This window comes from Catenuloplanes indicus (genome assembly GCF_030813715.1).
GTDB classification, from domain to species: domain Bacteria; phylum Actinomycetota; class Actinomycetes; order Mycobacteriales; family Micromonosporaceae; genus Catenuloplanes; species Catenuloplanes indicus.
In genome coordinates this window covers 2,657,292-2,670,095 of the sequence record NZ_JAUSUZ010000001.1, presented here as the reverse complement: position 1 = coordinate 2,670,095, position 12,804 = coordinate 2,657,292, and the positions used below count along the sequence as shown (strand labels likewise).

General features: G+C 70.2%; 8 protein-coding genes and 1 pseudogene. 4 read left to right on the top strand and 5 right to left on the bottom strand.

Features of this window, described 5'->3' with window-relative positions; all coding sequences use genetic code 11:
- Positions 1-43: 43 nt before the first annotated feature.
- Positions 44-1,303, bottom strand: a complete 1,260-nt coding sequence (locus J2S42_RS11995) for an ABC transporter substrate-binding protein (RefSeq protein WP_307238560.1) — start codon at positions 1,301-1,303, stop codon at positions 44-46.
- Positions 1,304-1,553: 250 nt separating this feature from the next.
- Between J2S42_RS11995 and polA the strand changes: the two genes are divergently transcribed.
- On the top strand, positions 1,554-4,262 hold the full coding sequence (gene polA / locus J2S42_RS11990; RefSeq protein WP_307238558.1) for a DNA polymerase I: 2,709 nt from the start codon (positions 1,554-1,556) through the stop codon (positions 4,260-4,262).
- Positions 4,263-4,265: 3 nt separating this feature from the next.
- On the opposite strand, the gene J2S42_RS11985 is transcribed toward polA, so the two are convergent.
- From J2S42_RS11985 to J2S42_RS11975, 3 genes are read right to left on the bottom strand one after another with little or no spacing between them, the layout of a single operon-like run.
- Positions 4,266-4,478 carry a hypervirulence associated TUDOR domain-containing protein gene (locus J2S42_RS11985; RefSeq protein ID WP_307238557.1) on the bottom strand — a complete coding sequence of 71 codons (213 nt, stop codon included), beginning with the start codon at positions 4,476-4,478 and terminating at the stop codon, positions 4,266-4,268.
- A 29-nt stretch (positions 4,479-4,507) separates the two neighbouring features.
- A complete protein-coding gene (locus J2S42_RS11980; protein WP_307238555.1) occupies positions 4,508-5,137 on the bottom strand; it encodes a Uma2 family endonuclease in 630 nt (209 codons plus the stop codon).
- A 28-nt stretch (positions 5,138-5,165) separates the two neighbouring features.
- Positions 5,166-5,984, bottom strand: coding sequence for a class I SAM-dependent methyltransferase (locus J2S42_RS11975; RefSeq protein WP_307248712.1), 819 nt, complete (start codon positions 5,982-5,984; stop codon positions 5,166-5,168).
- 340 nt (positions 5,985-6,324) lie between these two features.
- Here J2S42_RS11975 and rpsA point away from each other — a divergent pair, with 340 nt between their 5' ends.
- Positions 6,325-7,839, top strand: coding sequence for a 30S ribosomal protein S1 (rpsA, locus tag J2S42_RS11970; protein ID WP_307238552.1), 1,515 nt, complete (start codon positions 6,325-6,327; stop codon positions 7,837-7,839).
- A gap of 79 nt (positions 7,840-7,918) precedes the next feature.
- Positions 7,919-8,500 (top strand): annotated as a pseudogene (coaE, locus tag J2S42_RS11965) (dephospho-CoA kinase); the annotation flags it as partial.
- A gap of 324 nt (positions 8,501-8,824) precedes the next feature.
- Here the strand turns inward: coaE and J2S42_RS11960 are convergent.
- Positions 8,825-10,303: a hypothetical protein gene (locus J2S42_RS11960; protein WP_307238550.1), complete on the bottom strand. Its 1,479-nt coding sequence runs from the start codon at positions 10,301-10,303 to the stop codon at positions 8,825-8,827.
- Between the two features lie 291 nt (positions 10,304-10,594).
- On the opposite strand from J2S42_RS11960, the gene uvrB reads away from it, so the two are divergent.
- Positions 10,595-12,700 (top strand): excinuclease ABC subunit UvrB, encoded by a 2,106-nt coding sequence (gene uvrB, locus J2S42_RS11955; protein ID WP_307238548.1) that lies wholly within the window; start codon positions 10,595-10,597, stop codon positions 12,698-12,700.
- The last annotated feature ends 104 nt before the right edge of the window (positions 12,701-12,804 follow it).

Here is a 12,804-nt window from a genome sequence, read left to right as displayed (position 1 = left end):
GCCAGAAGGCCGGGCCCTTTCAGACGCTACGTGAGCGGCGAGATCAGATCTTGCCGGACTTGTAGTCGACGTTGGTGTACTTGTTGTCGTCGCCGTACTGGTAGATGCCGATGGTGGCCTCGGACGGGTCGCCGGCGTCGTTGAACGCGATCGGGCCGGAGATGCCGTCGTAGTCGAGGTCCGTGCCGGCCTTGATCAGGGCGAGGCAGGCGGCGTAGTCGGTGCACTTGGTGCCACCCTCGGAGACCGCCTTGAGGTTCGCGGCGATCGCGGCGGGGGCGTCCGAACCGGCGGCCTCGGCGGCGAGCGCGGTCAGGATCGCGGCGTCGTAGGACTCCGGAGCGTACGAGAAGTCGGCCAGCTGCGGGTCCTCCTTGAGGACCTTGTCCTTGAAGGCCTGGTTCGCGGCCGCACCCGGCAGCGTGCCCTTGGCGCCCTTGAGCGTGCCGGCCGGGAAGTTGTACTTGTTCGACAGGTTGCCGTCGACGAAGTACCACTTCTTCTTGTCCGTGGTCATCCCGGCCTCGACGAGCTTGGGGATGATCTTCTGGACCTCGTCGAAGCCGATCAGCACGATGGCGTCCGGGTTCGCGGTCTTGATCTGGTCGACCTCGGCCGAGAAGTCCGGCGCCTTCGGGTCGTAGACGGCCTCGGCGACGATCTGGCCACCGGCGCCCTCGACGGCAGCGCGGGTGCTGCGGGCGAGGCCGACGCCGTAGGAGTCCTGCATGACCAGCAGGCCGACCTTGGCGTTGCCGTCCTGGATGATCAGGTCACCGAGGACGCGGCCCTGGAGCGTGTCCGGCGGGGCGGTACGGAAGTAGAGGCCCTTGTCCGCGTACGTGGTGAACTCGTCGGACGTGTTGGCCGGCGAGAAGTGCACCACGCCCGCACCCGTGATCTTGTCGATGACGGAGAGCGAGACGGACGAGGAAGCGGCACCGATGATGGTGTCGACGCCCTCGGCGAGCAGCTTGTTGACCGACTGGGTCGCGATGTCGGTCGAGGTGTCGCCGGAGTCGGTGTGGCTGACGGTGACCGGCTTGCCGAGCACGCCACCGGCGGCGTTGATCTCGGTGACGGCGGCATTCACGCCCGCGATCTCCGGCGGGCCGAGGATGGCCAGCGAGCCGGTCTGCGGCAGCAGGGTGCCCAGCTTCAGCGTGCCGTCACCGACCGCGGTGGCGGCGGACGAGGTGCCGGCGTTCGGCGTTTCCTCCGCGTCGTCGGCGCACGCGGTGAGCGCAAGGCACGCGGCGCTCAGCACAGCGACGCTTCGCCATGCGAGGTTCGGGCGGATCATCCAGTCTCCTTAGGTCCAGCGTAAGGGTGCGGGTGAGCGCCCTTGCATGAACGCTGTTGCAGCCACAAATTAATGACCACACCGCCACTTCACCAGGCCTTGTAACACGCTGGTACAAGGCTGTTGTGCAGTCGTGACAATCCGAGATCGATTGCCGACGGTGACGAACCCCCATGATCGCGTATTCGCGCGGGTCGGAGGATGTGGCGCGCCCGAAACTTGTCGGAGGGGGCGACTAGAGTCCTGAGACGTGAATGCTGCGGTTGCTGAGAAGTCCCGGTTGTTGCTGCTCGACGGTCACTCGCTGGCCTATCGCGCGTTCTTCGCCCTCCCGGTGGAGAACTTCTCGACCTCGACCGGGCAGGCGACCAACGCGGTCTACGGCTTCACCTCGATGCTGATCAACGTGCTGCGTGACGAGAAGCCGACGCACATCGCGGTCGCGTTCGACGTGGCCCGCCGCTCGTTCCGCACCGACATCTACCCGGAGTACAAGGGCGGCCGCTCGGAGAGCCCGAAGGAGTTCGGCGGCCAGGTCAGCCTGGTCAAGGAGGTGCTGTCGGCGCTGCGCATCCCGTTCGTCGAGCTGGTCAACTACGAGGCCGACGACCTGATCGCCACGCTCACCACCCAGGCCCGCGCCGCGGGCATGGAGGTGCTGATCTGCACCGGCGATCGCGACTCGTTCCAGCTGGTCGGCGACGGCGTGACCGTGCTCTACCCGCGCAAGGGCGTCTCCGACCTGGCACGGATGGACTCGGCCGCGGTGACCGAGAAGTACGGTGTCGGCCCGGAGCAGTACCGGCACCTGGCCGCGCTGGTCGGGGACAGCAGCGACAACCTGCCCGGCATCCCCGGCGTCGGCCCGAAGACGGCCGCCAAGTGGATCACGCAGTACGGCGGGCTGGACGGCGTGATCGCGCACGCCGACGCGATCAAGGGCAAGGCCGGCGACAGCCTGCGCGAGCGCCTCTCCGACGTGATCCGCAACTATGACGTCAACAAGCTGGTCTGCGACCTGGAGATCGAGCTCACGCCGGAGGGTGCCCGCTGGCACGGGTGGGACCGGGAGGCGGTTCACCAGGTCTTCGACGCGCTCCAGTTCCGGGTGCTCCGCGACCGGCTCTACCAGTACCTGGACGCGGTCGAGCCGGAGGCCGAGGCCGGGTTCGACCTGGACGGCGCGGTGCTCGGCACCGGCGCGGTCGCGCCCTGGCTGGCCGCGCACACCAACGGCGCCGAGGTGGGCGTGGCGGTCGCCGGCACGTTCGGCCGCGGCACCGGCGCGCTGACCGGCGTCGCGCTGGCCACCGCGGACGGGCCGGCCGCCTGGTTCGACCCGGCCGGGCTCGACGCGGCGGACGAGACCGCGGTCGCGGCGTGGCTGGCCGACCCGGCGCGGCGCAAGGTGCTGCACGACAGCAAGCCGGCCCGGCTCGCGTTCGCCCAGCACGGCTGGACGCTGGCCGGCGTGTCGCACGACACCGCGCTCGCCGCCTACCTGGCCCGGCCGGACCAGCGCTCCTACGACCTGGCCGACCTGGCCGTGCGCTACCTCCAGCGGGAGCTGCGGGTGGACGCGCCGGAGTCCGGTCAGCTGACGCTGGACGGGCTCGGCGCGGAGGAGCCCGCGATCGAGCAGAACCTGATGCTCCGCGCCCGGGCCACGCTCGATCTGGCCGCCGCGCTCGACTCCGAGCTCGACCGGGACGCCGCGTCCGGCGAGGGCCCGTCCCGCCGGCTGCTGGCCGAGGTGGAGCTGCCGCTGGCCGAGGTGCTGGCGACGATGGAGCGCACCGGCATCGCGGCCGACACCGACTACCTGTCGGAGCTGGAGTCGGAGTTCGCGGCCGGGGTGAAGGGCGCGGCTCAGGCGGCGTACGAGGTGATCGGCCGGGAGTTCAACCTGGGCTCGCCCAAGCAGCTCCAGGAGATCCTGTTCGGCGAGCTGAACCTGCCGAAGACCAAGAAGATCAAGACCGGCTACACCACGGACGCGGACGCGCTGCAGAGCCTGTACGCGCAGACCGAGCACCCGCTGCTGGCCCACCTGCTGCGGCACCGGGACGTGGCGAAGCTGAAGACGACCGTGGACGGCCTGCTCAAGTCCGTCTCCGACGACGGGCGCATCCACACGACGTACTTCCAGACCGTGGCCGCGACCGGCCGCCTGTCGTCCACCGACCCGAACCTGCAGAACATCCCGATCCGCACCGAGGAGGGCCGCCGGATCCGGCGCGCGTTCGTGGTCGGCGCCGGCTTCGACACGCTGCTGACCGCGGACTACAGCCAGATCGAGATGCGCATCATGGCGCATCTCTCCGGCGACCAGGCGCTGATCGACGCGTTCAACTCCGGCGCCGACTTCCACGCGGCCACCGCGTCGAACGTCTTCGGCGTCCCGATAACCGAGGTCACCGCCGACCAGCGTCGCAAGATCAAGGCGATGAACTACGGCCTGGCGTACGGGCTGAGCGCGTTCGGCCTGTCCAACCAGCTCAGCATCTCCACCGAGGAGGCGCGCGGGCTGATGGACGAGTACTTCTCCCGGTTCGGCGGCGTCCGCGACTACCTCAATTCGGTGGTCGCCGAGGCACGCCAGCAGGGCTACACCGAGACCATCCTGGGCCGCCGCCGCTACCTGCCCGACCTGGTCAGCGACAACCGGCAACGCCGCGAGATGGCCGAGCGAATGGCGCTCAACGCCCCCATCCAGGGTTCCGCCGCGGACATCATCAAGGTCGCGATGCTGCACGTCGACACCGCGCTGCGCGAGGCCGGGCTGCGCTCCCGCATGCTGCTCCAGGTGCACGACGAACTGGTCCTGGAGGCGGCCGAGGGGGAGCGGGAGCAGCTGGAGGCGCTGGTCCGCCGCGAGATGGGCAACGCCCACGCGCTCTCGGTGCCGCTGGAGGTCTCGGTCGGCGCCGGCCGAGACTGGCACACCGCCGACCACTAGCCCTTATTCGGGGTGCAGGGCGCCGGGCTTGTGCACGGCGTCCTTACCGGTCTTGTCACTGGTCACCCGGTACTGCGGCTCGTCCTTCGACGCGGCCACCGTGCGGCCCGCGGTCGTCGTCCGGGAGGTGATCTTCTCCCGGACGGTGCCGTGCACGGTCTCACCGTGGCTCTTCCAGCTGACCTTCCGGCCCTTGCGCAAACTCTTCCCAGCCATGACCAGGCATTACCCGGCCGGGGCGGTGCCTAACGCCGAGGGCGGGGGCGGGGGCGGCGCACGATCTCCGAGAGCGGGAACTCGATCGGGAAGGGCTGCTCGACCTTGATCAGCGTGTCGCTGTCCGCCACGAGTTCGTACTCCCGCAGGCCGGACGGGCGCGTCGGCTCGCGGAGCTGGTAGGCGAAGACGTGCAGCGGGTCCCGCTCGATGCGCCAGTAGCAGGGGATGCCGGCCGCCGCGTACTCACCGGGCTTGGCGAACCGGTCCGTGGTCTTGGTGCTCGGCGACACCACCTCCACGGCGAGGACCACGTCGGCCGGCAACACGTAGTGCTCGTTGTCGCCGACGACGTCGTCGTAGCAGACGAGGACGTCCGGCTGCCGGGTGTGGCCGGGGCCCAGGGCCACGCCGACGTCCTGATAAGCGAAGAACTCCTCCGGCGCGTGGGCGTAGAACCAGTTGCACAGCATCGTGGCGATGGTCTGGTGTCCGGTGTTGGCTGAGGGGACCACGTGGATGACTCCGTCAACGAGCTCCACGCGCGGTGCGTCCGGGGGGAGGTTGAGCAGGTCTTGGAGCGTGTAGTTGGCAAGTGCCTGACGCACGGGGTCCGGCTGCCACACGGCGGCCTCGGGTCCGATCGGCTCAGCGCTCACCCGGAAAGCCTACGGCGTACCGGCTAGATCATGTGGTCCCCGGTTTGCCGGTCACGAAGATGGCGGTGCCGGGGAAGAGCCGGCCGCGCAGCGGGGACCACTGGCCCCAGATGCCCTCGTGCCCGTCCGGCCACTCCGGCTCGATCAGGTCGCGGAGGACGAAGCCGGCCGCGACCAGCTCGCGGATCCGGTCGCCGAGCGTACGGTGCTGCTCGACGTAGGTGGGCTCGCCGTCGACGTTCTCCTCCACGTACGGGCGGCGGTCGAAGTACGAGTGGACCGCGCGCAGACCGCCCTCGCCCGGATCGTCGAGGAAGATCCAGCGCATCGGATGGGTGACGCTGAAGACCCAGCGGCCGCCGGGGCGGAGCACCCGGAACACCTCGCGGTGCGCGGCCGCGGAGTCGGCGACGAACGGGATCGCGCCGAACGCGGTGCACACCACGTCGAACGTGGCGTCCGCGAACGGCAGCGCGAGCGCGTCCGCCTGGACCAGCGGCACGTCGATCCCGGTGCGCGCGTTCCCGGCGGCGGCGTGCCGCAGCATGCCGGCGGAGAGGTCGAGCGCGACCGCGGACGCGCCCTGCGCGGCGAGCCACCGCGCACCGGCGGCGGCACCGGCGCCGAGTTCCAGAACGCGGCGGCCGGTCACGTCACCGAGCAGCCGGGCGTCGGCCTCGCGCAGACCCTCCGGGCACCAGACGAAGTCGGCGTCGCCCAGGAACTCCCCGTGTTCGGCCTGGTAGTCGTCGGCATCGATGTCCCACCAGTGGCGGCTGGCCCGGCGGCTCTCGTCGTCGGTCACGTCCCGGCGGGTGACCTCGGTGCCGATCTCGACGCCGTCCATGGGTTCGCTCACCTGCGGGAGGCTACCGGGGGACTGTGACGGGGGTGACATCCGGGACCAACTAGGGCGTTTGACGACCAAATCCCGGCCCATCTCGGTTGACCTGCCGGGAGGCCTTGCACGCTGTGGTAATGCACAGGGTAAGCTAGTCGATGCGCTCGCGGATCGTGTGCCTCGGCAGGGAGCAGGTCCGCGGTCGGCTTGATTCAGTCGCCCCGCTGCAGCATGTCCATGACTACTCGGCATGACCATGACTCCTCGGGTGTTGAGACTGTGCCCGCCGACAGGCCGTGGGCGCAAGCACCAGTCGCGACACCATCCGTTCGGAGCAACTGTCCACATGACGAGCAGCATCGAGGCCACCTCGAGCGCCAACAAGGTCACCATCGACGACCTCGGCAGCGAGGAGGCATTCCTCGCCGCGATCGATGAGACCATCAAGTACTTCAACGACGGCGACATTGTCGAAGGCACCGTCGTTAAGGTCGACCGGGATGAAGTCCTGCTCGACATCGGCTACAAGACCGAGGGCGTCATCCCCTCGCGCGAGCTGTCGATCAAGCACGACGTGGACCCCGCGGAAGTGGTGTCGGTCGGTGACCACATCGAGGCCCTCGTTCTCCAGAAGGAGGACAAGGAGGGTCGTCTGATCCTCTCGAAGAAGCGGGCGCAGTACGAGCGCGCCTGGGGCACCATCGAGAAGATCAAGGACGAGGACGGTGTCGTTCGCGGCTCCGTCATCGAGGTGGTCAAGGGCGGCCTGATCCTCGACATCGGGCTCCGGGGCTTCCTCCCGGCCTCGCTCGTCGAGATGCGGCGCGTCCGTGACCTCCAGCCCTACGTGGGCCGCGAGCTGGAAGCGAAGATCATAGAGCTGGACAAGAACCGCAACAACGTGGTTCTTTCCCGCCGCGCCTGGCTCGAGCAGACCCAGTCCGAGGTGCGCACCGAGTTCCTCAACAAGCTGCAGAAGGGACAGGTCCGCAAGGGCGTCGTCTCCTCGATCGTCAACTTCGGTGCCTTCGTGGACCTGGGTGGCGTCGACGGCCTGGTGCACGTCTCGGAGCTGTCCTGGAAGCACATCGACCACCCGTCCGAGGTCGTCGAGGTCGGCCAGGAGGTCGAGGTCGAGGTCCTGGACGTCGATCTGGACCGCGAGCGTGTCTCCCTGTCGCTGAAGGCGACGCAGGAGGACCCGTGGCGTCAGTTCGCCCGCACCCACGCGATCCAGCAGATCGTGCCGGGTAAGGTCACCAAGCTCGTGCCGTTCGGTGCGTTCGTGCGCGTCGACGACGGCATCGAGGGCCTGGTCCACATCTCCGAGCTGGCCGAGCGCCACGTGGAGATCCCGGAGCAGGTCGTGCAGGTCGGCTCGGACGTCATGGTCAAGGTCATCGACATCGACCTCGAGCGTCGCCGCATCTCGCTGTCGCTGAAGCAGGCCAACGAGGGCTTCGTCGAGGGCGAGGAGCACTTCGACCCGACCCTCTACGGCATGGCTGCCACGTACGACAACGAGGGCAACTACATCTACCCGGAGGGCTTCGACCCGGAGACCGGCGAGTGGATGGAGGGTTTCGACAAGCAGCGCGAGACCTGGGAGACGCAGTACGCCGAGGCGCGGCAGCGCTGGGAGGCCCACACCAAGCAGGTCGTGGCCGCCCGCACCGCCGACACCGAGGCCGCCGCGAACGCGGCTGCCGGCGTCAGCACCTCCACCCCGGCGGCCGGCGGCGCGACCAGCTCGTCGTCGTCCTCCTCGTCCTCGCCGCGTCAGGCCGAGGAGCCGGCCGGCACGCTGGCCACCGACGAGGCGCTCGCCGCTCTGCGCGAGAAGCTCGCCGGCGGCAAGTAAGCCGCAGGTAAGGCAGTAGGAAGCCCCGGTCGCGGACGCGTGACCGGGGCTTCCCGCATTCCCGGCTAAGATCGCGGCCATGCTCTCCGTGGGTCTGACCGGCGGCATCGGGGCGGGCAAGTCCGCCGTCTCCGCCCGCCTCGCCGAACTCGGCGCGATCGTCATCGACTCCGACGTGCTGGCCCGCGAGGTCGTCGCACCCGGCACCGACGGACTGGCCGAGCTGGTCGCCACGTTCGGCGACGGCATCCTGACCGCGGACGGCACGCTCGACCGCCCCGCCCTCGGCGCCCTGGTCTTCGGCGACGACACCGCCCGCCGCCGCCTCGAGTCGATCATCCATCCCCGGGTCCGCGCCCGCAGCACCGAACTGGCCGAGGCAGCCCCGGACGACGCGATCGTGGTGCACGACGTCCCGTTGCTGGTCGAGTCCGGCCTCGCGCCGCTCTACCAGCTGGTCGTCGTGGTCGAGACGCCCGAGCCGATCCGGATCGCCCGCCTCACCCGCGACCGCGGCATGACCGAGGACGCAGCCCGTGCCCGCATCGCCGCCCAGGCCACCGACGCCCAGCGCCGCGAGGTCGCCGACGTCGTACTCAGCAACGCCGGCACCCACGCGGAACTGATCTCCGCGGTCGACGCGCTGTGGGAACGCCTTCTGCGGCAGCGCGGCTGACGTCCTGCCCGGCTTCGCCAGGCAAAGATCAAAAGCTTGGAGTTCTTCTTCCCGCTCCCGGCGCGGTGGCGTTCCGCATGCTCCCGCGGGCACCGGTCGTCGCTGGCGCTCCTCCCTGCACGTCCCGCCGCCGGTCACCACAACCCCCGCGGCACCTCACCCCGCGATGCGTCCATCCACCCGATCGGATGGTGCGCCGCGTGCGGAACGGAGCGCCGGCGAGGTCCGAGCACCCGGCGGGCTTTCCCCACTCCGAGCATGCGGACCGCACCACGCCGAAAACACCGAAGATCGAGACCTCGGAGACGGCTACCCGGATCTCGGCACGCGCGGCAGAGCGGGGATGTTCTCGTCCGGGGTGAGGTCGAGTTGGGCGTAGCCGGCCGCGCGGGTCAGCAGTTCGACGCGGCGCAGGACGCCGTCGGTGCCGATCCAGTAGCGCATGCGCGCGTAGCCCGGGGCCACGTCACCCTCGGCCGCCTTGGGAATCTCGAAGACGCCGACGGCCTCGCCGTTCACGGTGTCGTCGCGCAGGTGCCGGGCGGAGTCACGGATCGCGGCGGGTTTGCCGCGGCCGGGGCCGCCGAGTGCCATCGCCTCGGTGAGCAGCAGGTCGAGGTCGAAGCCGCCCATTTCGTCGGAGCGTTCGGACCAGGGCGTCGACGTCCACTCGCCGCGCGGTGCCCGCAGCGGCGGCAGCTGCCAGCCGGCGGCCTCGGTGGGGACCGGGCGGGTGGCGACCGCGTCCGAGGTGGCGATCATCAGTTCGTCCGGTACCTCGCCGCCGGGTGTGCGGAGCAGCAGGTAGGCACGGGTGCGGGTCCAGTCGAGCCAGCCCTCGCCGCGGCGGAGCGCACCGTCCAGGGACGGGAGCGTGACCGAGATCCGGCCGCCGACGGCGCGCAGGTCGGCCACGCGCAGGCCGGCGAGTAGGCGTGCCTCGTCCGCGGTCACCTCGCGCGGGGCGATCGGCGCGCCGCCGAACGCGGCCACGGCACCGAACGCGGGCGTCCCGCCACGTCGCAGGTCGATCTCCAGGGGCAGGTTGCCGGGCAGCGTGGCCGCCATTCGGCGCAGGTCACCGTCGCGGCCGAGCCAGTAGCGGACGGCGCCGCCCATGTCGGCGAGGCGGGTGGAGGCGGGGGCGGTGGACGGTGGCGGGGGCGGGACCGCGGGGCCGAGGAACACGTCGACCACGTCGCCGCCGACGGTGTCGGTGCTGAGCCAGCGCGAGTCGCTGTCGCGCAGCGTGTCCGCCGAGTCGGGCCGGGTCGCGGACGCTCCGAACAGGAGCGTGAGCAGCGCGTCCACGGACGTGGCGGCCGAGTTGCCGGTCGTGCCGGCGGCCGCGGCGCGGACCCGCCAGTCACCGGACGGCGGGTCGGTCGGCGGCGGCCCGGCGGAGGCCCCGCCCGGGTCCGCGGCCGCGCTGGTGCTACCCGGCTCGGTCATCGTGGCGACCAGCCCGGGTACACCCTGGACCAGCGCGGACGCGGCGCCCGGGCGGGTGACCCGCAGGTAGGCCAGCTGCCGGCGCCAGTCGACCCAGCCCTCGGCGCGCAGCTGGTCGCCGCCGATCGTGGCGGTCACCGCGGACGCGCCGTCCGTGTGGTTGCGTACCCGCATGCCGGCCAGCCGATCCGCCTCCGCCGCGGACAGCGGCCGCGCGGCCGGGCCGTCGCCGGTGGGCGCGCACGAGCCGAGGCCACCGAGGAGCCCGGCCGCGGCGCTGCCGAGCAGGCCGATCAGGGACGCGAGCGCGATCGCACGCCGTTTGCTGGAAGTCACGGAGGTTGAAACGAGCGACGCAGGCTCTGGGCGCGCTCGCGGCGACCGGTCTGCGCCGTTGGCGCCACCGCACGGGGCGCGCTCACCGGGTGATGAGCCCGGGGCTGCAACCCGCCGTGCGCCGGTCGAGCGGCCGGTGTGGGGGCCGCGTCGGTGCCGGACGGCCGCCGCGAGCGGCCTACCCGTCAACGGTACGGCGGGGGGCCCGGCCGCACAATCGTAATATCGAAGGCGATCATGCACTGCCCGTGACCGGGAAACTTGTCGGACCCCGGGCGTACCGTGGGGGACATGGCGCTCGACATTCCCCGGATCGACAACCGGTTCCAGGTCATCAGCGACTTCAAGCCCTCCGGTGACCAGCCGGCGGCGATCGACGCGCTGGAGCGCCGCGTCCGTGACGGTGAGCGCCACAGCGTGCTGCTCGGCGCGACCGGCACCGGCAAGAGCGCGACCACGGCGTGGCTGGTGGAGCGCCTGCAGCGGCCCACGCTGGTGCTCGCGCACAACAAGACGCTCTGCGCGCAGCTCGCCAAGGAGTTCCGCGAGCTGCTGCCGAACAACGCGGTCGAATACTTCGTGTCGTACTACGACTACTACCAGCCCGAGGCGTACATCCCGCAGACGGACACCTACATCGAGAAGGACTCCTCGGTCAACGAGGAGGTGGAGCGGCTGCGGCACTCCGCAACCATGTCGCTGCTCACCCGCCGCGACGTGATCGTGGTGGCGACCGTCTCCGCCATCTACGGCCTCGGCACGCCGCAGGAGTACCTCGAACGCGCCGCCCGGGTGACGGTCGGCCAGGAGATCGACCGCGACAAGCTGCTGCGCCGCCTGGTCGAGATTCAGTACACCCGGAACGACATGGCGTTCCAGCGCGGCACGTTCCGGGTGCGCGGCGACACGCTGGAGATCATCCCGGCGTACGAGGAGCTCGCGCTGCGGATCGAGCTGTTCGGTGACGAGGTGGAGAAGATCTCCTATCTGCACCCGCTCACCGGCGACGTGGTGCGTGAGGTGCCGACCGCACTGATCTTCCCGGCCAGCCACTACGCCACCGGCCAGGAGCGGATGGAGCGGGCGATCGGCGACATCGAGGTGGAGCTGGCCGAGCGGCTCGACGAGCTGGAGCGGCAGAACAAGCTGCTCGAGGCGCAGCGGTTGCGCATGCGCACCACGTACGACCTGGAGATGATGAAACAGGTCGGCTTCTGCAACGGCATCGAGAACTACTCGATGCACATCGACGGCCGGCTGCCCGGCAGTCCGCCGCACTGCCTGCTCGACTACTTCCCGGACGACTTCGTCACCGTCATCGACGAGTCGCACCAGACGATCCCGCAGATCGGCGGCATGTTCGAGGGTGACGCGTCGCGCAAGCGCATGCTGATCGACCACGGCTTCCGGCTGCCGTCCGCGGCGGACAACCGGCCGCTGCGCTTCGACGAGTTCCTGGAGCGGGTCGGCCAGATGGTGTTCCTCTCCGCCACCCCGGGCAACTGGGAGCTGGAGCAGACCGGCGGGGAGTTCGTCGAGCAGGTGATCCGCCCGACCGGTCTGGTCGACCCGGAGGTCGTGATCAAGCCGACCAAGGGCCAGATCGACGACCTGATGCACGAGATCAAGCTGCGCACCGAGCGGGACGAGCGGGTCCTGGTCACCACGCTGACCAAGAAGATGGCCGAGGACCTGACCGACTACCTGCTGGAGCACGGCATCCGGGTGCGGTACCTGCACTCCGAGGTGGACACGCTGCGCCGGGTGGAGCTGCTGAGCGAGCTGCGCAAGGGCGACTACGACGTGCTGGTCGGCATCAATCTGCTGCGCGAGGGCCTCGACCTGCCCGAGGTGTCGCTGGTCGCGATCCTTGACGCGGACAAGGAGGGCTTCCTGCGCAGCGGCACCTCGTTGATCCAGACGATCGGCCGTGCCGCGCGTAACGTCTCCGGCCAGGTCCACATGTACGCGGACAAGATCACCCCGTCGATGCGGCAGGCGATCGACGAGACCGACCGTCGCCGGGCGAAGCAGGTGGCGTACAACACCGAGCACGGGCTCTCGCCGCAGCCGCTGCGCAAGAAGATCCACGACATTCTGGACGACATCTACCGTGAGGCGGAGGACACCGAGGCGATCGTCGGCGGTGCCGGGCGGCAGATGTCGCGCGGCAAGGCCCCGGTCCCGGAGACCCGGTCGAAGGGCGGCAAGGGCACGAGCACGCCGGCCCGCGCCGGGATGGCCCGGGCCGAGCTGGCCGAGCTGATCCAGAACCTGAACGAGCAGATGCTCGGCGCCGCGCGCGAGTTGCAGTTCGAGCTGGCCGCGCGGATCCGCGACGAGATCAACGAGTTGAAGAAGGAGCTGCGGGGCATGGACGCCGCAGGCGTGAAGTAACCGAGGGTAGCGGACCGGCGTCACTCAGCGCAGTGGTGCCGGTCCTTTTTGCGGGGATCTGTTCCTGCACGTGCAGGAGGGTCTGCATGCGCAGGTGACAATGC